The following is a 20,408-nucleotide window of genomic DNA, read 5'->3' on the forward strand; positions in this document are numbered from 1 at the left end:
GCCACCTTCTCCCCAAGGGGAGAAGGCTTTTCTCAAGCCTTCGACACCAGCGTCGGCTGCAGGGCGCCGGAGACGTTCGGCGTGACCTTGAGGCTCGATTTGTAGACGATCGGCTGGGCATATTGCAGCAGCGGGATCACATAGCCCTGTTCGGCGATGTATTTGATCGCCGCCTTCCAGCCGGCAATGCGCTTCGCCTCATCCTTTTCGCCCCAGAGCGGCCCAAGCATGTCGTCGACATCCTTGGTTTTCCAGGCGGAGTGCGGCGAGGGGCCGAACATGGCAAAGCCGGTCGAGGTCGTAGGATCGCCGATGGCGTTGCCCCAGTTATAGAAGGCGGCCGGCCCGAGCTGATGGGCGGCGCGCAGCTCGTAGTGCTTGGCGATTTCGTAGACTTCAATGTCAGCCTCGATCCCGACCTTGCGCCACATGCCGACGATCGCCTGGATCATCTCGTAATCCTTCGGCTTGAAGCCGCGAGTGGTCTTGATGGTGAATTTCACCGGCTTTTCAGGCGAATAGCCGCTGGCGGCCAGAAGCTTCTTTGCCTGTTCCGGATCGTAAGGGGTTTTGACTGACGAGTCGTAGGCTTCATATTCCGGCGCTTCCAACGTCGATAGCGGCTTGCCGTAGCCGCGAAGCAGCCGCTTGATGATCGCTTCCTTGTCGATCGCCATATTGGCGGCGAGGCGGACATTCTTGTCGAGCATCGGATCGACATTGCTGATAAAGATCATGCCGATATCGGAGATGGGGGTGGCGACGCCCGCAAGACCGGATTTCTTCTTCAGCCGGTCGAAATCCTCATAGGGGATTTCCAGCGTCACGTCGGATGAGCCGGATTCAATTTCGGCCACACGGCTCGTTGTGTCCGGCACGAACTTGAAGATAACGGTATCGAAGGCCGGCTTGCCGCCGAAATAGTTCGGATTCGCCTTCAGGCGAAGATAGGAATTGCCCTCGTAGGCATCGACCATGTAGGGGCCGGTGCCGATCGGCTTCTTCTCGAAGCCTTGTGCGCCCACCTTGGTATAATAATCCTTCGGCAGGACGTAGCCGGTGAGGAAGGCCATCCATTTGAAATAGGTTGGTTCGAAGCGAACGACATCGCCGGTGATGCGGTTGCCTTCCACCTTGTAATTGTTGGCGGTCGACCAGATGAACTGGATCGGATTGCCGGTTTCCTGCTTCGCGGCGCGCTCCAGAGACCAGACGACGTCGTCGGGCGTAAACTTGGAGCCATCATGCCAGGTGACACCCTCGCGGACATCCATCCAGACCTTCGTCTTGTCGTCGTTCCAGCCCCAGGCCGTCAAAAGGCCCGGCTGGAACTTCAGGTCCGGTCCCTGGCCGATGAACTGGTCGAAGACCGAGCGATAGATCGCCTGGATCGTCGGGTTGACGGCGGACGGGCCGGTCGTCGGATCGAAAGAGGGCAAATTGACGTTGAAGGCAATGGTCAGTGTGCCGGCTTCCGCTGCTTCCACAGGCGTTCTGCCGGCTAAAATCCCAGTCATGAATGCGGCTGCGCCGAGGCTCAGGGCCTCGCGCCGAGTAAGCGTTGTCATGGTCACTCCGTTCCCCTGTTAAGCGACAGAAAAGCATGACGCCCAACTGCCGCTGGCGATTTATTGTCGGAATGTTTTAATCTTAAAATACATATTTTGGAGCGGCAAGCGCTTTCTCTGGTGCTTCCGTAAAATCCCGGTCCGCAATTCTTACTCGGCTTCAAATGTCCGCATAAATTTTATGCATACGCATATATTTGAGCGCAACGGAGATATCCGAGTCAACAATATCGGCCGGTGACAGTGTATTGCTGCGCGGCCGGTATTGCAAAATGATGCGGCGGTATCGCATAATTGTTCGTTGACAGTTCAAGGAAGTTCAAAATATGATTTTGCAAATGATTTAAAACAAGCCCACAAGGGCAAAGGGGTAACGTCATGGCCGAGCGATCGTTTGCGCGCGAGGTCGAGGATCTGAAGCTCGGGGAAGGCGACATCTTCCGCGGCGAGGGTATTCTCGCGATCACCAAGGCACTTCTGCAGTCCGGTGTTTCCTATGTCGGCGGCTATCAGGGCTCGCCGATCTCGCATCTCATGGACGTGCTGGCAGACGCCAAGGACGTGATGCAGGATCTGGGCGTCCATTTCGAGACGTCGGCCTCGGAGGCTGCTGCTGCTGCCATGCTGTCTGCCTCCGTCATGTATCCGGTGCGCGGCGCCGTCACCTGGAAATCGACGGCGGGCACCAATGTCGCCTCCGATGCGCTTTCCAACCTGTCTTCGGGCGGGGTGACGGGCGGCGCGCTCATCATTATCGGCGAGGATTACGGCGAGGGCTCCTCGATCATGCAGGAGCGCAGCCATGCCTATGCGATGAAATCGCAGATGTGGCTGCTCAACCCGCGCCCGAACCTGCCGTCGATCGTGCAGGCGGTCGAGGAGGGGTTCGAGCTTTCGGAAATATCGAACACGCCGGTCATGCTGCAGGTTGGCATCCGCAGCTGTCATGTGCATGGCCAGTTCGTCGCCAAGGACAATAAGCGGCCGGCCTATACGCTGAAGCAGGCGCTTGAAAATCCGGTCCGCGACGTCAACCGTATCGTGCTGCCGCCGGCATCCTTCCTGCACGAGAAGGAAAAGCTGGAGAAACGCTGGCCCGCTGCCGTCGATTTCATCAGGAAGCGCCAGCTCAACGAGTATTTCGGACCCTCGGAAGGCGATGTCGGTATCATCCTGCTCGGCGGCATGTATAATGGCGTGCTGCGTGCGCTGCAGCAGCTCGGACTTGCCGATGTTTACGGCAATTCAGCCGTGCCGCTTTACGTCCTTAACGTCGCCTATCCGCTTGTGGATGACCAGATCGCCGAATTCTGTGCCGGCAAGAAGGCGGTGCTGATGGTGGAGGAGGGGGCGCCGGAATATATCGAGCAGTCCCTGAATACTATTCTGCGCCGCCGCGATATCCAGACCAAGGTCGCGGGCAAGGATGTCCTGCCGATGGGCGGCGAATACACCGCGCCCGTATTGATGAAGGGCATCAAGAACTTCCTAGAGGTTTACCAGCGTGTATTGCTCGGCAACCAGCCGCCGCTGCCGGATCCGACGCCTGTTCTCAACGATCCGAAGATCAAGGCGCTGGCCGAAGTCGTGCCGCCGCGACCGCCCGGTTTCTGCATCGGCTGTCCGGAGCGGCCGATCTTCGCTGCCATGAAGATGGTGGAGGGCGAGCTCGGCCAGCATCACATATCAGGTGATATCGGCTGCCACCTCTTTTCGATCCTGCCGCCCTTCAATATCGGCAGTACGACGATGGGCTATGGGCTGGGACCTGCTGCGGCCTCAGCCTTCAATGTGGAAGCCGACAAGCGCGTGATCTCCGTCATGGGCGATGGCGGCTTCTGGCACAACGGGCTTGCGACGTCGGTCGGCAATGCCGTCTTCAATAAGCAGGATGGTGTCATCCTCGTCGTCGACAACTATTACTCGGCGGCGACCGGCGGGCAGGACATACCGTCCTCGCGCGCCCTCAATCCGCGCCGCAAGACCAACAATTCCATCGTCAATGCCGTCAAGGGCATCGGCGCGACCTGGGTGCGACAGATCGATCGGACCTATGATGTCGCCAAGATGCGCGACACGCTGCGCGAGGCTTTGACCTCGAAGGAGCCAGGGCCGAAGATCATCGTCGCCTCCTCGGAATGCATGCTCAACAAGCAGCGTCGCGTGAAGCCGCAGTTTGCCAAGGCTGTCAAGGACGGCAAGCGCATGGTCAAGGAGCGCTTCGGCGTGGACGAGGACGTCTGCACCGGTGATCACGCCTGTATCCGTCTTTCCGGCTGTCCTTCGCTGTCGGTCAAGCATACCGACGACCCGCTGAAGGACGATCCGGTGGCGGCGATCGACAATAATTGCGTGGGATGCGGTAATTGCGGCGAGGTCTCGGAGGCGGCGGTGCTCTGTCCCTCCTTCTATCGGGCCGACATCATCCATAACCCGACGGGCTGGGATCGCTTCGTGGCTCGCATGCGCTCCGGCATCATCGGCTGGCTGCAGGCGCGTCGCCGCGCCGGCCGCATCGTCTTTTCAGATTGAGAGGGCGAGATGAACGAGCATGTGAGCATAAGTGATCTCGGTGCTGCCAGGCTTTCGACAGACAAGCCGCTGTCGCTTGCCATTCTCGCCATGGGCGGGCAGGGCGGCGGCGTCTTGGCCGATTGGATCGTCGGACTTGCCGAAGCCGAAGGCTGGATGGCGCAGACCACCTCCGTGCCGGGCGTTGCCCAGCGGACGGGCGCGACGATCTATTATATTGAAATGCTGCCGGCGAAGGATGGTCACGCGCCGATTTTCTCTCTGATGCCGACGCCGGGCGATGTCGATGTCGTCATGGCGGCCGAGTTGATGGAGGCCGGCCGTTCCGTGCTGCGCGGCCTCGTCACGCCGGACAAGACGCTGCTGATCGCGTCGACGCATCGCTCCTTTGCGGTTGCGGAAAAGGAAAAGCCGGGCGATGGCATCGGCAATGCCGAGGTGGTGGTCGATGCCACGGATTTCGCTGCCAAGCGCACCATTGCCTTTGATATGGAAACGATGGCCGTCAGGAACGGCAGCGTGATTTCCGCTTCCATGTTCGGCGCTTTGGCCGGTTCCGGTGCGCTGCCGTTCGGCAAGCAGGCTTTCGAGGCGATGATCCGCGCTGGTGGCAAGGGCATCGAGCCCAGCCTGAAGGCCTTCAATGCCGCATTTGACAGGGTCAAGGAGAAGCCGCGCGATGCGGTTTCCGCAACGCCGCCGAAGCATTTCGATGCGCTTCCCGAAACCGCCGGTCATCCGGCCTTGGACCGGCTGGTCAATCGCATCCGTTCCGAATTTCCCGGAGTTGCCTGGCCACTGCTGTTTGCCGGCGTCAAGAAGCTGACCGATTATCAGGACCCGGCCTATGCCGATGAATATCTAAGCCGCGTCGCGGCATTGCATGCGCTGGATCGCAAGGCCGGCGGCGCGAACAAGGATTTCGCCTTCACTGTGCAGGCGGCGAAATATGTCGCCGTCGCCATGGCTTACGACGATGTCATCCGCGTTGCCGATCTGAAGGTGCGTGATTCCCGCTTCGAGCGCGTTTGTAAGGAGGTCGGCGCCAAGGACGACCAGATCGTCTACATGACCGAATACATGCATCCGCGCATGGAGGAGGTCTGCGGTACCATGCCGAAGGCGATAGGTCTTTGGATCGAAAGCCGGCCTGGCCTATTTGCGCGGCTCGACCGCTTCATCAACAAGGGACGCCGGGTTCAGACCGGTACGCTGTTCTGGTTCCTCGGCCTCTATATGGTCTCGGCGCTTCGCCGTATCCGTCGTGGCACGCTGCGGCACGCACACGAGGTCGAGCATCGCGAGGTCTGGCTCGCGGCGGCCTCCAATCTGCTGGCCGCGAATTACGATCTCGCCGTCGAGGTGCTCGGCAATCGCCGCCTCGTCAAAGGTTATTCCGATACGCATGCGCGCGGTCTTTCCAAGTTCGATCGCATTATGTCGGCGCTGCCGCTCTTGCGTGAGCGCGAGGATGGAGCCGCCTGGATGCGGCGGCTGCGACAGGCCGCGCTTCTGGACGAAAAGGGTACGGCGCTTGATGGGGCGCTGAAGACTGTAGAGACGCTGTGAGACGGGGTCAATCACCCGCCCTCGTGGTTCGAGGCTCCGGTCCGATGGACCTGCGCACCTCGCCATGAGGACTGATCTTTTTCGCTTGGTCGGGCAACTCTCTCCACCTCATGGTGAGGTGCTCTAACGTCGAAGCCGCAGCGTAGACGGCAGGGCCTCGAACCACGAGGTGGCCACGGACCCCGATCTTACTCAGATCTCGTGCTTCCTGATATTGTGCAGCACCTTGTGCAGCGTCGAGATGAAGGTGCGGTATTCGGCTTCGTCGACGCCGTCGAACATCTGCAGGAACAGGTCGTACATGGTCGGCCACACCTTTTCGAAGGCGGCGCGGCCTTCCTCGGTGATGGAGACATCGCGGATGCGCATGTCTTCGGCACGCGGCTGGCGGCGAATATAGCCCTGCTGTTCGAGCGAGTCCAAAGTGCGGCTCATCGTCGATTGTTCGGTCACGGCAAAGACGGAGAGCTCGTTGATGGTGACGCTGGACGAGACGCTGAGGACGGCAAGCGCACGCATCTTGGCGGTCGTCATATCGTATTCGCGCAGCTCTTCCGAAAGATTGGCGTTCCAGCGCGCCATCAGCCGGTTCATGAGATAGGGCGCGAAGTGATTGAGGCCGATTTCGCCCATGGTCGGGCGCTTTGCGTTCTCATCCCGCTTGCGCCTCAAAATGGTGCCTGAAAACCGTTCCTCCATCGACGAAACTCCTCCTCCGGAAACGTGTTACTTCAGCGATGATGCGAGCAGGAAGCCGGAGCCCCCACCAAGGCCCGCACCGGGATGCGCCGAAGCGCCGATGTGGTAGAGGCCCGATATGTGGGTGCGGTGGTTAACAGATGACTTGAAGGGACGCCAGATGAAAAGCTGGTCGACGCCGCAATAGCCGCCGTAAGGATCGCCGCCGACAAGGTTCATATTCATCGCCTCCAGATCACCCGGAGAATAGGCGCGGCGCGCGAGCTTGATGCCGGAGAAGTTCTCGATATGGCTGGATAGAAGCGCCTCAATGCGGTCGGCATAGCGCTCGCGCACCTCTTCCGTCCAGCGTCCATCGTTTGGCGTTTCGATCTCGCCGGCGGCATCGCCCTTGATATGGCGCGGCGCTTCGGGAAGCTGCAGCCAGAGGATCGACTTTCCTTCCGGTGCGCGGCTGGGATCGAGCGCGACAGGCTGCCCGACGCAGACCGTCGGTTCGGCCGGCAGAAGCCCGCGCTCACATTCGTTGGCGGCGCGCGAGACGCCGTCGAGGCCGGAGGTGAGGTGCAGCAGCGCCACCTTGCCGAGCTCGGCATTGGCCTTCCAACGCGGCGGCTCGGAAAGCGCATAGTGGATCTGCATATCGCCCTTGCCGTAGCGGTAGCTGGCAACGCCTGATTTGACCTCCGGCGGCAGCGGATCCGGCCAATCCTTCATCAGCCGCTCATAAAGCTGGTTGGGTGTGACCGAGCAGATCACGCCGGCCTTTGCTCTCAAGGTGTCGCCATTCGTAAGACGTATGCCATCGGCACTGCGATTGGCGTCCGGAATGATAGCCTCGACATCGGCACTCACGCGAATCTCGCCGCCGTTGTCGGTGATCAGCCGTTCGAAGGCCGTCAGCAGTTTTTCGGCGCCACCCTTGACGATCGGCGCGCCGCCCAATTCCAATGCAAAGCCGATCACTTTCAGCATTTCGGCGGAATAGGCGCTTTCGGGCCCGAGGCCGCAATGAAGCACCCACGGCGCCCAGAGCGCATGGATATCCTCGGACCTGTAGCTGGTTTCGAGATAGCCGCGTGCCGGCGTCAAAGCATCGCCAAACCAGGCAGCGAGCTTGCGCAAGCCACGATTCCAGCCCTGCTTGCCGATGGTTTTGAGCATCGATCCCGACCACAATGCACCGCCGAGCAACGAAAACAGGAATGGCGCATCTGCGGTCAGCGCATCCATTTCACGCGAGAAGGTCTGCCCATCACCGAGCGACAGTTCATCGAAGGTGGCGATATTGCGCCGCCGGTCCTTCGAAAAGACCACATGAGAACCGTCAGGCCTGAGCACGCCTGTGGGGAGGTCGGCATGGGCGAATTCCAGGCCTCGTGCCTCGAGATCCTTGCCGATGGCGCCATAGGCCGGCGAGGTGAGGAACAGCACCATGGTCGTTGCCATGACGTCGTGGATGAAGCCGGGCTCGGTGATCTCATCGGTGCGCAGGCAGCCGCCGATGCGGTCGTTGCGCTCAAGGACAAGAACCTTGTGGCCCTTTTTGCCGAGCATGGCGGCTGCGACGAGCGCATTTATGCCACTGCCGACGATGATGTAGTCATGATCGCCCATTGCTGCCGCCCCTCACTGGCAAGATGAACGGAAAGGAAGAGCCTGCCCCAGGCTCCCGCCTTTCCAGCCTATCATGCAATCAATGCCAGTGCGCGAACCGGCGAACCGGTGCCCTTGACGAACTTCAAAGGCGCGGCGATCAGCACGGCGCCCTTGGCCGGAAGCTGGTCGAGGTTCGAGAGGCTCGCCAGACCATAGCGATTGGCCTTGTGCATGAGGTTGTGCGCCGGGAAGGGCGGGTTCATGCCTCCGGCGGAACCGGCATCGGTGCCGATGGTCTCCTGGCCCCAGCCGATAATGCCCTTGGTGAGCAGATATTCGATCGCTTCGGCCGTCGGACCGGGGGAATGCGGGCCGTTTTCATCGGCATTCAGGAAGGTTTCGGTCGAGCCGTTACGCTTGTACCAGTCGGTACGCAGCAGTACCCAGCTGCCGGCTTCGATCGCGCCGTTCTGGGCTTCCCATTCCTTGATGCTCTCGTCCGTCAGCAGATAATCGGGATTGGCGGCGGCTTCCTTGGAGCGGTCGATGACATTGACCGGCGCCACAAAATTCTGCGGCGGAATGGTGTCCGTCGTGTTGTTCGGATGGTCCTTGCCGGTGATCCAGTGGCAGGGCGCATCGAAATGCGTGCCGGTATGCTCGCCGAGCTCCAGCCAGTTCCAGGCCCAGAAGGGACCGTCCTGATTGTATTCCGAGATCGTATGGACCTTGACGTTCGGCGTGTTCTTGCCGAACTGTGGCGGCAGGTAGAGCACCGGAGTATCCGGACCGAGCGGCGCGGTGAGATCGACGACCTTGACGGAGCCCGAAAGCAGGGCCGAGGCTAGGCTGGCGAGTGTGGTGGCTGTCATATTTTTGCGTTCCCCTTGTTGTTGCATGATCCATGCAAAGAGCCTTTTGTGGATCTTTTGTTCAGGATCAGGCATGAAGTCGGTATCGCCAGGCGTGGGGTGCCTTTCCTCCTGGCACCGGCTCCGCGCGGCGGCGAAATAAGGGGGAGCCTATGTCACAATATATGATATTGCAAGCATTCCGCTGGGTTCACGGAGCCAATTTTGGTCTAGGATCGGCGGTCGTCATGAGTTTGTAAACTGCTGAAGTGAAACGGAATTCTTCCAGGTAATTCGGCCAAACGTCATCACTGGTTGCTTTTGTCTCTTGCGACTCGCGTCAACAGATACTTGAAGCTTAAAACTCAAAATGTATGCATGTGATAATAATAATCACAAACCAAAAAGGGGCAAGCGATGAGCTATGATGCGATCATAGTGGGGGCAGGGCATAATGGCCTGGCGGCGGCAGTGCATTTGGCTTCCAGGGGCTGGAAAGTCGCCGTCATCGAGGGCAATGCGGAGCCCGGCGGTGCCGTCAAGACCCGTGAAGTGACGCTGCCCGGCTTCCGGCATGATCTTTGTGCCATGAATCTCTCCATGTTCGCCGGCTCGCCTTTTTTTGCGCAGTATAAAAACGAGCTTTCGGCCGAAGGGCTGGACTTCATACCTGCAGCGGATTGTTTCGCTAGCGTGTTTCGCGACAACACCTATCTCGGCGTCAGCACCGATCTGGAAAAGACCGCGGGAGCCATCGCCGATATCTCGCCGCAGGATGCTGCAGCTTGGCGCAATATGCTCTCTACGTTTGGTGCGGATGCCCCGCATATTTTCGGCCTGCTCGGCTCGCCCATGCCGTCCATGGCCGCAGCCAGGGTCGTCTGGAAGGCTTGGCGCGAAAAAGGGATGAGCTGGATTTATGATACCGCGCGCATGCTCTTTGCCTCGCCGCGCGATTTCCTCGATGCCCGTTTCCAGAATACCAAACTCAAGGCGATGATGGCGGCCTGGGGGTTGCATCTCGACTTTGCGCCCGATGTCGCCGGCGGCGCGCTGTTTCCCTATCTCGAATCCATGGCCAATCAGGCATTCGGGATGGTGATCGGCAAGGGCGGAGCGGATACGATCATCAAGGCGATGGCTGCCGTGCTAAAGAGCAAGGGCGGCGAGCTGATGTTCGGCACGCGCGTCGACAAGATCGTCACGGCAGGCGGTAAAGCGACGGGTGTCGTGCTGGCCGATGGGCGCCGTTACGAGGCGAAGCGGGCCGTCATAGCCAATATCCATCCGCAGATCCTGTTCGGCAAGCTTCTGGAACAGGATCCGGCGCGCGAGGAGTTCGACGGCAAGGTGTTACGCTTCCGAGCGGGGCCTGGCACGATGATGATCCATCTGGCGCTGTCGGGCCTTCCGGATTGGGCTGCGGGCAAGGCGCTGCAGAGTTTTGCCTATGTGCATATCGCGCCGGATCTCGAAATGATGTCGCGTGTCTATGCCGAGGCGATGGGCGGACTTCTGCCGGCCGAGCCCGCCTTGGTGGTCGGGCAGCCTACGGCCATCGATCCGTCGCGCGCGCCGGCCGGGCAGCATGTGCTCTGGATACAGGTGCGCGTGCTGCCTGCAGAATTCCGTGGAGACGCCGCGGGTGAGATTTCCGGCACAGGCTGGGATGAGATCAAGGATGCCTATGCCGAGCGCGTCCTCGATATCGTCGAGCGCTATGCGCCAGGCTTGCGTGGCAAGATACTCGGCCGCTCGGTCTTTTCGCCCGTCGATCTCGAACGCGAGAACCCGAATCTCATCGGCGGCGACAATCTCTCGGGCAGCCATCACCTCGACCAGAATTTCCTGTTCCGACCCGTTGCCGGCTATTCGAAATACAGGACGCCCGTGACATCGCTGTACATGTGCGGCGCCTCGACATGGCCGGGTGCGGGAACGGGTGCAGGTTCCGGTTTCATGCTGGGGAAAATGCTGGCAAAGTGACAGTTATGCGACTTGACGGCCAAACCTTTGACATTTCAAATATCGTCCCCTAGATCGCTTAGATTGATAATGCGGAACGATAGGCCGAGGCGACGTTATGACAGAGTCCGAGAGTGCAAGCGTTGATCTGGAGATCATCGTTCAGGGGACGCAGGAAGGCAAAAAGCTTGAACTGCGGCTCTGGCTGCGCATGCTGTCGACGACCAAGTTGATCTCGCAGGAAATCCGCCGCCGGCTGCGCAACGAGTTTGGGGCGACCTTGCCGCAATTCGACCTGATGGCGCAGCTCTATCGCGAGCGCGAGGGTCTGCGGCTCGGGGAGCTTTCGAAGCGCACCATGGTCACCAACGGCAATGTCACCGGGCTGGTCGAGCGGCTGGAGGCGGATGGCCTCGTGCTGCGCGTGACGCCCGACGGCGACCGGCGCGTGACGGTCGCGAAGCTGACGGAAAAGGGCGAGACCCAGTTCAGCGCCATGGCCGCCGCCCACGAAGGCTGGCTGCGCGACATGATGGCGGATGTCGAGCCCGCGATCATCAGCGAGCTGTGGCGAGATATCGGCGAGGTGAAGTTATCGGTCAGCAACCATCTTTCAGGCACGGATTTTGATTGATCGGCTCGCCTACCGTGCCCGCTCGTTCTTGAACTTCTTCTCGAGCACGCTGACGAGGCGGACCATCGGCCAGAGCAGGATGATGTAGATCAACGCTGCCATGATCAGCGGCGAGGGATTGGCATAGAAGCCTTGAGCGTTCTGTCCCTCCTTGAGCAATTCAGGTAGCGCCACGGTCGAGGCGAGCGACGTATCCTTGAACATCGAGACGCAATTGCTCGTGGTCGGCGGGATGACGATGCGGACCGCCTGCGGCAGCACCACCTTGTAGAGCGTGATCAGGAAGGGGATGCCAAGGGCGGCGGCCGCTTCGAATTGGCCGCGCGGCACGCTTTCGATGCCCGAGCGGAAGACTTCGGCCGAGTAGGCGGCCAGCACGATGGAGAAGCCGAGGATCGCCGACCACCAGGCCGAAAAGCTGATGCCGACGAAGGGGAGCGCGTAATAGATCAGGATCAGCACGACCAGCATGGGCATGGCGCGCATGATGTCGATATAGGCGACTGTCAGGAGTTGCAAAGGTTTCGGGGCATAGAGGCGGATCAGGCTGATGATGAGACCGCCGGTGACGCCGATCAGGATGCTGACCACGCCGAGCGCGATGGTCATCCAAAGCCCGCGCATCAACTGCGGGAACGCCGAGATCATGACGTCGGAATTGAGGAAGGTGTCGACGAAAGACATTGGCACTCCCGCGTGCGAAACGAAGACGAGGTTTCCTGCATCCGCGCCGGTCGTTGCGACCGGCGCAGTTCATTTCAATAATGATCTTTTGATCACGCCTTGGGGATAGGCAGTTCGGTGACGGTGGAGGAGCCTGCCGGTGCCTTGCCGCCGAACCACTTCTCGTGGATCTTTTCCAGCGTGCCATCCTTCTTCATCGCGGTGATCGCATCGTTGATCTTGGCGACGAGTGGCGAATCCTTGGTCATCATTAATCCGTACTGCTCGCCGGTCTTGATGCGATCCTTGATGGCGAAGCCCTTGGTCTTGACGAAGAGATACTGCATGCCGGGAATGTCGCTGACGACGGCATCGATGCGGCCGGCGCCGAGATCGAGGAACATGTCCTGCTGCGAATTGTAGCCCTTGACGTCGGCAAAGCCCTGAGCGGCCTTGTTGTCGTTAGCCCATTTTTCACCTGTCGAACCCGATAGCACGCCGACGACCACGCCCTTGAGATCGGCAAGCGATTTGATTTTGCTGCCTTCCTTCGTGGCGACGCCCATGTCGGAGTCGTAATAGGGCTGTGTGAAGGACTGAGACTTCAGGCGTTCCGGCGTAATCGTGATGGACGAGATCGCCACGTCGATGCGCTTGGAACTGGTTGCGGCAAACAGAGCCTGGAAACCATAATCGGCGATGTTCGTGGTCATGCCGGCGCGCTTGGCGGCTTCGTTGACGATGTCGACCTCGAAGCCTTCGAAGCCGCCGCTGGCAGTCTTGTACTCGAAGGGCGGGTTGTTGGGGTAAGAACCGACGTTCAGCACATCGGCGGCGTAGGCAAAATGGCTTCCGCCGGCGAGGCCGACGGCGGTCGCCAGGATCAGCAGACTGCGACGAGTCATGGACATTTTTAGTCTCCCTCTGGTTATGGCCGCGGGCTTTTCCTCTCACCCGCGGGGTATTCCGTCCGCCCGACCGGCGGCCGTCTCATGTCATCGCATTGACCATGCGATCGAGCGCGATGCGCATCTGTTCGGTCTCGCGGAAGGTGCACATGCGCAGGAAGGCGCGCGACGATTCTCCGAAATGGTATCCGGGCGCCAAGCCGACGCGGGCCGTTTCAAGAATACGCTCGCACAGCGCCGTCGCATCGGGCTCGCCCTGCAGCGCGAAGAAGGCATACATGCCGCCGCGCGGCTTTTCCGGCAAGATGATATCCGGTATCTTCGGCAGCTTCTCATAGGCCAGATCAAGGCCGGCCTTGATGCGCCCGCGGATTTCTGAAACCAGCGGCTCGCCTTCACGCAGCGCAGCTGCCGCACCGGCCTGAGCCATGGCGGAGGTGCCGCTGTTGATATACTGCGTCATGGCGCCGAGCTGGTCGGCAACGGCAGACGGGTGCGTCAGCCAGCCGACGCGCCAGCCGGTCATCGCCCAGGCTTTCGAAAAGCTGTTGATCGCGATGACGCGATCACCGTCCTCGGCCACCTGCAAGATCGAAGGGGCGATGTCGCCATCGAAATAGAGGCGGGCATAGACCTCGTCGGAGATGATCCAGATGCCGGTGCGGCGGCTGAAATCCAGCAGCGCCTGCATCTCCTCGCGCGAAGCTGTCCAGCCCGTCGGATTGGATGGCGTCGACAGGAAGATGGCGCGAGTGCGGGCATCGCAGCGGGCGAAAAGCTTGTCGAGATCGAGGCGCCAATCGGTATCGAAGTCGAGCGACACGGCGCGCGGCTCGCCGCCGATCAGATGGATGGCGTTATGGATGTTTGGCCATTGCGGGGCGACATAGACGACATTGGTGCCGACATCGACGAGCAGCTCGAGCGCCATGTAGAGCGCCTGCATGCCGCCGGGGGCAACCGTCGTGCGCTCGATCGGGATGGGGCGGCCGTGCCAATGCGTCTGATAGTCGGACAGTGCCTCGTTCAGCGTCGCCAGGCCACGCATATTCGGGACATAGAAGGTCGCGCCGTCGTCGAGCGCTTTCTTCGCAGCATCGCGGATGAACCCCGGCGTCACGATATCGCCTTCGCCGAACCAGAGCGGAATGACGCCGCCGAGTTCGCGGGCGCGCTTGGCAAGCACGGCAATGTTGTCGGTGCGCATGTCACGGATCTGGGCGCGAATGCCTTCGAAAGCATCGCGGCCCGTCATCGCGTTCGGCAGGTTATGCTGCGATAGAGACAAGAAATTTCCCCTGGGAATTCTGTATTGGAGGGTTCAGACGGCTGTGGGAGCTTTCGCTTTTGCAACCCCTCGATTTCGAATGGTTATCCAAAAACAACTGCATTTCAAGGACAAATTTTAAGCTTAAAAAGTCTACCTTCCTGCTCAATTTCGCTTTGCCCGTTGAAATGGTAACGCACTGATAGAAATCAGCTTTCCTTGTTATCTGGCGCATACTTGCTTTGTTTTGCGGCGTCGACGCCGGCAGTCAGGCTGGCGCCCAGAAACATCGTATCGCTTGCCAGTATGAAGAAGCTGATGCCGGCTTCCGACCATGCGCCGACATCGTCTGTCGAAGGTCGAAAGATACCGACCGCTCGACCGGCGGACAGAGCCGCCTGCGTGATGGTTCTGATCGCCGCATCGAGCCTGTCCTTGCCGGCCGGTCCCATGGCGTCAATCGAAACGGAGAGATCGCCGGGGCCGATGAAGATCAGATCGACGCCATCGACGGCGGCGATCTCGGCGATATTGGCAAGCCCCTCGGCCGTTTCGACTTGGATGGCAAGCACCAGCTCTTCGTTGGCCTTGGCCAGATAATCCGGGATGCGGTAGCCATAGGCGGCGGCGCGGCCGGGGCCGACGCCACGCGCACCGAGCGGCGGATAGCGGGTAGCCTTAACGGCGGCGCGCGCCTGCTCCGCTGTCGAAACGCGCGGTACGAGAACGCCCGCTGCGCCGGCATCCAGGACGGTTGCGATATCTTCAGCCGCATGGCCGGGCACGCGGACCATGGCGGGAACCCGATAGACATCGGCGGCGCGGATCAGATCCTCGATGCGCTCGCGGCTGATCTGCGAATGCTCCCAGTCGATGCAGAGGAAATCGACGCCCGAGGCTGCCGTGACTTCGATAGCGACCGGATGCGGAATAGCCGCAAACGTACCAATTAGCAGCGTCTGCTCGATACAGTTCCGGCGGAAATCGCTCATCGGCATCCTCATATTTCAGCGGTCGTCTCAACAAGGGATAGACCGAAAGATACAGGGCAATCTGCTCTGCGTTCAAAACAGCTTTCCGTGCCGATCGAAACACCGGCACGGAGGCATTGCGGTGGCGGAGTTGTTCGGGCGCCGCCACCGCTCACAGGCACGGCTTACTTGCGCCGCGCCATGATCTCGGTCAGGACCGCGTCGAACCGGGCGATCTCTTCGACCTTGTTATAATGCACCAACGACACGCGGATGGCACCTGTTTCCATGGAAAGGCCGAGGCGCTTCATCAAGCGCGGCGCAAACATGTGGCCGTCGCGTAGGCCAATGCGTTGCTTGCCCATTTCGTCGGCAAATTCCTGTGGCGTGAAGCCTGGCATGTTGAAGCAGATCGTGGGAACGCGCTGCTCGAGGCGGCTCTCGTCGGAGATGCCGTAGATGGTGGCGCCGTGGCGTTTCAGCACCGCGATCATTTCGCGCGACAGCATCAGTTCGTATTGGCGGATTGCGCCCATGGCGGCGGCGAGCGCCTCACGGCGGCTATGGTCACCGGTCGGCAGGAAGCGGCGGCCAAGGCCTTCGAGATATTTGACCGCGGCATTCATGCCGGCGACGTTCTCATAGGTGAAGGTGCCGACTTCGATCTTGTAGGGAGGTACGTCCGGAATGAAGTCTTCCTTGAATGTCGGCAATCTGACCAGCGCGTCGTAGCGGCCCCAGAGGAAGCCCATATGCGGCGAGAAATTCTTGTAGCCGGAGCAGACGAGATAGTCGCAGCCCCAGGCCTGCACGTCGATCAGGCCATGCGGGCCGTAATGGACGCAATCGAGGAAGGTTTCGGCGCCGGCCGCCTGCGCCAGTTTGCAGACGCTAGCGACATCGACGATCGTGCCAATCGAATGCGCGGTGACGGTGCAGGCGACGAGGCGGGTCTTATCGTTCAGCAGCGGCTTCAGGTCCTCCACATGCAGCGTGCCGTCTTCGCGCATGCGCCACCAGACGATTTTCGCGCCATCGGCTTCCAGCGCCATCCACGTGGCGATGTTCGCATCATGATCCATGTCGGTGACGACGATCTCGTTGCGCTCGCCGAGCAGCTTGGCAATGCCGAGGCTGACAAGGCGGATGAAGGAGGTTGCGTTCTGGCCGAAGGAGATTTCTTCCGGGCGATAGGCGTTGACCAGCATGGCGACGCTTTCGCGGGCTTCTTCCAGATTGCGGTCGACACCTTGGCTGTGCTGGTATTTCGCCATGCGCTGGACGTTGAAATCGATGAGGTGATTGGCAACAGCATCGACGACAGACTGCGGCACCTGCGCGCCGCCCGCATTGTCGAGAAAGACGAAATCGCCCGCCTTCCGGATGGCTGGGAACATGGCACGAACTTCGTCGACCGGGAAACTGTTGTGGCCGGCGAATTGCGATGCGGAAGCGGCGGAGCTCATGGGGATCTCGCTCTCGATGTTGGAATTGGAACCTCAGTTTTGATCATTTGATCACAAAATACTTTAAGGTTCAACCAAATTTCTGGATCTCTTCTGGCAAGCTTAGCGACGGCCGGCGCCGGAGCCTTTGCGCGGCTCGTCCTGCGTGGCCGGGCAATAATCCTGCAGGATTTCGTGGGTGCGCTTGATATCCGCGACGACGCCGTCGCGAGCTGCGGCGAAGTCTCCCGCCTTCAACGCCTTGACGATGGCAACATGCTCGCCGGCAGGGTCAAGCTCGCCGCTGCGCATCAAAGGTTCGACGGAGGCGGAGAGCATGCGCATATAGGGGCCGAAACGCAGCCATAAGGTCTCGATCAGCTGCAGGAGTACCTCGGAGCCAGAGGCGCGGTAGATAGTGAAGTGGAACTGCTGATTCTTGGCCATCAGGTCGTAGACGTTGGCGCCGAGGCCGATCACATGCTGCTCGCCGGCGATGCGCTCCAGTGCGGCGATATCTGTCGGGGTCAGGTTCGGGATGCCAAGCTCGGCGGCGAGCCCTTCCACGGCGATGCGGGCGCGGCAGAGATCGTCCAGGCGGGCAAGCGTGACGATGGGGATGCGGGCCGAGCCGTTGGCGGCAACTTCAAGCGCATTTTCGGCCGCCAGCCGGCGCAGGGCTTCGCGTACCGGCATATTGCTGGTGCCGAAGGTTTCTGCGAGCGAGGCGATGGTCAGCGTCTGGCCGGGATCGAAATTGCCCGCCATGAGCGCGTTTCGCAGCTGCTGATAGACGCTCTCCTGGATCGTAGTTCTGGAGGACACCGGTTCCAGGGCAATGCGCACGCTTGTTTCCTCTCCGCTTCTCGGGACTCGTTCATGGTAGAACGAAGGACAGGCGAAAGGAAAGGGGCCTCTCGGAGCGGCCGTCAGGCTTCCTCGGCCTCCCAGCTTTCGTCATCGGCCGGATCATTCTTCGCCCGAGGCTTGTGTAAGCCGAGCCCAACACCGATGAGGGCGAGTGCCCCGCCGATAGCGTGATAGGAATACAGTTGTTCTCCAAGCAGCGCCCAGGCCAGCGCTGCAACGACGATTGGCAGGAGATTGATCAGCAGCGACGTCCGGCCTGCTCCGAGCCTCTGAATGCCGATCATCCAGCAGAGAGGCGCGATAAGGGAGGTCGGGATCGCGGCATAGAGGATCAATGGCACGTTGGCCGTGGTGATCGGCGAGATATCGCCCATCAGGAAAATCGGGATCAGCAACAGGGTTGAAAAGCCGATCTGCCAGAAAAGCTGCTGCCACATCGGAAACGGCATCGCCCAACGCTTCAACATCACGCCATAAAGCGCATTTGAGAGAACGGCGATAATCATCAGCCCATCGCCGATATGGAAGCCGCCATTAGCAAGGCGCATCGGATCACCCTGCGATGTCAAATAGATGAGTCCGATCAGCGAGATGGCCCCGCCTGCGATGCTCGCCGCAGTCGGTTTCTCAGCGGCCAGCAGGCTTGCGAAAAAGGTCGACAGCAACGGCATCAGAGCAACGATGACGCCCATGTTGACGGCGGAGGTGGTCTTGGCTGCCTCATAGGCGAGGCTCTGGTAGATCACCATGCCGAGCGCACCGAGAACGGCAAGCTTCAGCCAGCACTCGCGCAGTAGCGCGCGGTTGCGCCATGCCGCCCGGCCAACGAAGGGCAGGAGGACGAGGAAAGCGAGCAGCCAGCGATAGAAAGAGATGGAACCTGGAGATATCACGCCGGCGGATACCTTGGTGACAACGGTATTGCCGGACCAGATGAACACCGTCAGCAGCGGCGCGAGCCCGGCGGTGCTGATTATGGATGCGGAAGCATTCTGCTCGGTGCTCATGTGAATGGTCTCTGCGTCTTTTGGTTTCGGGCGAAACAAAGGAGGGCGGATAGGGTTTGCCGTCCCGAAGCTCTTCTACCGCTTGTCAGAATTCCGGTATATAACGAGATTGAGACAAGTAGTAGTGAAATGAGGACATGTCCAGCAGGTCTCCACGCATCGAGGGCGACCCGCCGAATCCGGTTTCCTTCCGAACCGAGAATTATGGGGCGGGTACGGTTTTCCCCAAAAAGAGCCAGCCCTGGGGCGAGCTCAATTATGCGCTTATCGGCGTCTGCGAGTTCGATATCGAGGGCGCGCGTTATCTGTCGCCGCCGCATTATGCCATCTGGCTGCCGCCGGACACGATGCACGGCGCCCATAATCAGCATGATCTGCGCTATGTGACCGTCTATGTCGAACGCGCCCTGTGCGCCGATCTGCCGGACAAACCTTCCACGGTCAGCATCAGCCCGCTGTTGAAGGCGATCCTTGCGGATTTCGCTGCACGGGATATCACCATACCGGAAACGGCCGAAGATCTCAGGCTGGCGCAGGTGCTGATCGACCAGATTCGTCTGGCGCCGCGCTGCGAGAGCTATCTGCCGTTTTCCGACGACCCCTTGCTCGGGCCGGTGTTAAGCGCATTACAGGCCAATCCAGGCGACCGGCACTCCCTAGCGGAATGGGCGCGCAGGATGGGGACGACCGAGCGCACGCTGTCGCGCCGGTGCCAGGAGGATCTAGGCCTCTCTTTCAACGAGTGGCGGCAGCGACTGAAGCTCGTTGCCGCGCTGTCGATGATCGAGGCCGGCGAGCCCGTGCATCGGATTGCAGCGCAGTTGGGCTACAGCAATGCATCGGCCTTCATCGCGATGTTCCGCCGGCTGACGGGCACGAGCCCGACGCAGATGCGCTAATTTCAGGTTTCAATCAAAACGATCTCCAGCTTGCGCAGTTCTTCCGGATCGGCCATCGCGTCGATGACGTTAATCACGCCATCTGCATTGAAGGTGCAACGCAGGGCGATGCGCAGTTGTCCATCGATGACAACGATGGCACCTACCGCGCCGTTGATGACCGCCAGCCGAGCTCCTCGCGCACGGCCCTGGAAGGTCTTGGCTACATCCACGCGCCCGCGGATTTCGCCGGCCGCCCCCATGCGGGCGGCAACGGCATCCGGCCGGAAGACGGCTTGAGGATCGAGGACGGCGAGCAGCGCCTGCAGGTCGCCATCACGCGAGGCTGTGAAAAAGGCGTCGACGACATGGCGCTGGCGGGTGAGATCGGCTTCTATCGTTGACGGTGTATCCTGCACGCGGCGACGGGCTCGGCTCGCAAGCTGGCGCGTGGCGATCGTCGTGCGCCCCAGAATCGGAGCAATGTCATCGAAAGGGACGTCGAACATATCGTGCAGGACGAAGGCAAGCCGTTCGGCCGGGTTCAGCTTTTCCAACACGACCAAAAGGGCGAGGCCGACGGAGTCCGCCAGCAAAGCATCCTGTTCCGGGTCGGTGCCATTACCAGCCTCATGCACCACCATCGGCTCGGGAGTGTGAATGGTTAGCGGCTCCTCGCGACGGGATTTGCGAGCTCGCAGCAGATCGAGGCAGATACGCGCCGTGACCGTCGTCAGCCAGCCGCTCAGATTTTCGACGTCGGACGTACCGCTCCTCATCAGGCGCAGCCACGCTTCCTGCACTGCATCTTCCGCCTCGATGCGTGAGCCGAGCATACGATAGGCGACGGCGCGCAGATGCGGCCGGTTCGCTTCGAATTTTTCGGCCTGCCACTTTTTTTCGTCCATCGGTCACATCTCCTCATTCTGCTCCGTCATACCCATGACGAACGAAATCCGGCCGGTGTGACATCGGATCGGCG

General features: G+C 60.5%; 17 protein-coding genes. 5 read left to right on the forward strand and 12 right to left on the reverse strand.

Translation table 11 applies throughout. The features are described 5' to 3' along the window. Positions 1 to 32: 32 nt before the first annotated feature. Positions 33 to 1,568, reverse strand: a complete 1,536-nt coding sequence (locus PH558_RS01895) for an ABC transporter substrate-binding protein (protein ID WP_285201908.1) — start codon at positions 1,566 to 1,568, stop codon at positions 33 to 35. Positions 1,569 to 1,946: 378 nt separating this feature from the next. On the opposite strand from PH558_RS01895, the gene PH558_RS01900 reads away from it, so the two are divergent. Next, entirely contained in the window at positions 1,947 to 4,100 is a 2,154-nt protein-coding gene (locus PH558_RS01900; RefSeq protein ID WP_285201909.1) for an indolepyruvate ferredoxin oxidoreductase subunit alpha, read from the forward strand. 9 nt (positions 4,101 to 4,109) lie between these two features. Continuing rightward, a complete protein-coding gene (locus PH558_RS01905; RefSeq protein ID WP_285201910.1) occupies positions 4,110 to 5,669 on the forward strand; it encodes an indolepyruvate oxidoreductase subunit beta family protein in 1,560 nt (519 codons plus the stop codon). A 192-nt stretch (positions 5,670 to 5,861) separates the two neighbouring features. On the opposite strand, the gene PH558_RS01910 is transcribed toward PH558_RS01905, so the two are convergent. From PH558_RS01910 to PH558_RS01920, 3 genes are all read right to left on the reverse strand, one after another. Then, positions 5,862 to 6,368: a MarR family winged helix-turn-helix transcriptional regulator gene (locus tag PH558_RS01910; RefSeq protein ID WP_113231756.1), complete on the reverse strand. Its 507-nt coding sequence runs from the start codon at positions 6,366 to 6,368 to the stop codon at positions 5,862 to 5,864. 27 nt (positions 6,369 to 6,395) lie between these two features. Further along, on the reverse strand, positions 6,396 to 7,985 hold the full coding sequence (locus PH558_RS01915) for a phytoene desaturase family protein (RefSeq protein WP_285201911.1): 1,590 nt from the start codon (positions 7,983 to 7,985) through the stop codon (positions 6,396 to 6,398). Positions 7,986 to 8,056: 71 nt separating this feature from the next. Then, positions 8,057 to 8,839, reverse strand: coding sequence for a cyclase family protein (locus PH558_RS01920; RefSeq protein WP_285201912.1), 783 nt, complete (start codon positions 8,837 to 8,839; stop codon positions 8,057 to 8,059). Between the two features lie 396 nt (positions 8,840 to 9,235). On the opposite strand from PH558_RS01920, the gene PH558_RS01925 reads away from it, so the two are divergent. Both PH558_RS01925 and PH558_RS01930 read left to right on the forward strand, forming a co-directional pair. Then, positions 9,236 to 10,804 carry a phytoene desaturase family protein gene (locus tag PH558_RS01925; RefSeq protein ID WP_285201913.1) on the forward strand — a complete coding sequence of 523 codons (1,569 nt, stop codon included), beginning with the start codon at positions 9,236 to 9,238 and terminating at the stop codon, positions 10,802 to 10,804. Between the two features lie 97 nt (positions 10,805 to 10,901). Continuing rightward, positions 10,902 to 11,417, forward strand: a complete 516-nt coding sequence (locus tag PH558_RS01930) for a MarR family winged helix-turn-helix transcriptional regulator (protein ID WP_285201914.1) — start codon at positions 10,902 to 10,904, stop codon at positions 11,415 to 11,417. A 9-nt stretch (positions 11,418 to 11,426) separates the two neighbouring features. On the opposite strand, the gene PH558_RS01935 is transcribed toward PH558_RS01930, so the two are convergent. From PH558_RS01935 to PH558_RS01965, 7 genes are all read right to left on the reverse strand, one after another. Next, the gene (locus tag PH558_RS01935; protein WP_095435652.1) at positions 11,427 to 12,101 is read right to left on the reverse strand and encodes an amino acid ABC transporter permease; all 675 of its coding nucleotides are present in this window, start codon (positions 12,099 to 12,101) and stop codon (positions 11,427 to 11,429) included. A gap of 92 nt (positions 12,102 to 12,193) precedes the next feature. After that, positions 12,194 to 12,991 (reverse strand): ABC transporter substrate-binding protein, encoded by a 798-nt coding sequence (locus PH558_RS01940; RefSeq protein WP_113408175.1) that lies wholly within the window; start codon positions 12,989 to 12,991, stop codon positions 12,194 to 12,196. Between the two features lie 79 nt (positions 12,992 to 13,070). After that, entirely contained in the window at positions 13,071 to 14,276 is a 1,206-nt protein-coding gene (locus PH558_RS01945) for a pyridoxal phosphate-dependent aminotransferase (protein ID WP_244575221.1), read from the reverse strand. Between the two features lie 188 nt (positions 14,277 to 14,464). Continuing rightward, complete coding sequence (locus tag PH558_RS01950; RefSeq protein WP_285201917.1) at positions 14,465 to 15,247, reverse strand: HpcH/HpaI aldolase family protein; 783 nt, start codon at positions 15,245 to 15,247, stop codon at positions 14,465 to 14,467. 164 nt (positions 15,248 to 15,411) lie between these two features. Further along, positions 15,412 to 16,692, reverse strand: coding sequence for a cysteine desulfurase-like protein (locus PH558_RS01955; protein ID WP_285201918.1), 1,281 nt, complete (start codon positions 16,690 to 16,692; stop codon positions 15,412 to 15,414). 102 nt (positions 16,693 to 16,794) lie between these two features. Continuing rightward, on the reverse strand, positions 16,795 to 17,517 hold the full coding sequence (locus PH558_RS01960) for a GntR family transcriptional regulator (protein WP_095435649.1): 723 nt from the start codon (positions 17,515 to 17,517) through the stop codon (positions 16,795 to 16,797). An 83-nt stretch (positions 17,518 to 17,600) separates the two neighbouring features. After that, positions 17,601 to 18,548, reverse strand: coding sequence for a DMT family transporter (locus PH558_RS01965; RefSeq protein ID WP_095435648.1), 948 nt, complete (start codon positions 18,546 to 18,548; stop codon positions 17,601 to 17,603). 137 nt (positions 18,549 to 18,685) lie between these two features. Here PH558_RS01965 and PH558_RS01970 point away from each other — a divergent pair, with 137 nt between their 5' ends. After that, positions 18,686 to 19,447: an AraC family transcriptional regulator gene (locus tag PH558_RS01970; protein WP_095435647.1), complete on the forward strand. Its 762-nt coding sequence runs from the start codon at positions 18,686 to 18,688 to the stop codon at positions 19,445 to 19,447. A gap of 2 nt (positions 19,448 to 19,449) precedes the next feature. Here the strand turns inward: PH558_RS01970 and PH558_RS01975 are convergent, their stop codons facing one another. Continuing rightward, positions 19,450 to 20,334 carry a sigma-70 family RNA polymerase sigma factor gene (locus PH558_RS01975; RefSeq protein WP_285201919.1) on the reverse strand — a complete coding sequence of 295 codons (885 nt, stop codon included), beginning with the start codon at positions 20,332 to 20,334 and terminating at the stop codon, positions 19,450 to 19,452. Positions 20,335 to 20,408: the final 74 nt, after the last annotated feature.

It is taken from the genome of Rhizobium pantanalense (genome assembly GCF_030182525.1).
Classification (GTDB): Bacteria; Pseudomonadota; Alphaproteobacteria; order Rhizobiales; family Rhizobiaceae; genus Rhizobium.

Excerpts from the sequence above, each read along its gene's own strand:
- PH558_RS01955 (WP_285201918.1), bottom strand. The coding sequence starts at position 16,692 with ATGAGCTCCGCCGCTTCCGCATCGCAATTCGCCGGCCACAACAGTTTC.
- PH558_RS01915 (WP_285201911.1), bottom strand. The coding sequence starts at position 7,985 with ATGGGCGATCATGACTACATCATCGTCGGCAGTGGCATAAATGCGCTC.
- PH558_RS01970 (WP_095435647.1), top strand. The coding sequence starts at position 18,686 with ATGTCCAGCAGGTCTCCACGCATCGAGGGCGACCCGCCGAATCCGGTT.
- PH558_RS01935 (WP_095435652.1), bottom strand. The coding sequence starts at position 12,101 with ATGTCTTTCGTCGACACCTTCCTCAATTCCGACGTCATGATCTCGGCG.
- PH558_RS01920 (WP_285201912.1), bottom strand. The coding sequence starts at position 8,839 with ATGACAGCCACCACACTCGCCAGCCTAGCCTCGGCCCTGCTTTCGGGC.
- PH558_RS01900 (WP_285201909.1), top strand. The coding sequence starts at position 1,947 with ATGGCCGAGCGATCGTTTGCGCGCGAGGTCGAGGATCTGAAGCTCGGG.
- PH558_RS01925 (WP_285201913.1), top strand. The coding sequence starts at position 9,236 with ATGAGCTATGATGCGATCATAGTGGGGGCAGGGCATAATGGCCTGGCG.
- PH558_RS01965 (WP_095435648.1), bottom strand. The coding sequence starts at position 18,548 with ATGAGCACCGAGCAGAATGCTTCCGCATCCATAATCAGCACCGCCGGG.
- PH558_RS01905 (WP_285201910.1), top strand. The coding sequence starts at position 4,110 with ATGAACGAGCATGTGAGCATAAGTGATCTCGGTGCTGCCAGGCTTTCG.
- PH558_RS01895 (WP_285201908.1), bottom strand. The coding sequence starts at position 1,568 with ATGACAACGCTTACTCGGCGCGAGGCCCTGAGCCTCGGCGCAGCCGCA.
- PH558_RS01950 (WP_285201917.1), bottom strand. The coding sequence starts at position 15,247 with ATGAGCGATTTCCGCCGGAACTGTATCGAGCAGACGCTGCTAATTGGT.
- PH558_RS01975 (WP_285201919.1), bottom strand. The coding sequence starts at position 20,334 with ATGGACGAAAAAAAGTGGCAGGCCGAAAAATTCGAAGCGAACCGGCCG.
- PH558_RS01930 (WP_285201914.1), top strand. The coding sequence starts at position 10,902 with ATGACAGAGTCCGAGAGTGCAAGCGTTGATCTGGAGATCATCGTTCAG.
- PH558_RS01910 (WP_113231756.1), bottom strand. The coding sequence starts at position 6,368 with ATGGAGGAACGGTTTTCAGGCACCATTTTGAGGCGCAAGCGGGATGAG.
- PH558_RS01940 (WP_113408175.1), bottom strand. The coding sequence starts at position 12,991 with ATGTCCATGACTCGTCGCAGTCTGCTGATCCTGGCGACCGCCGTCGGC.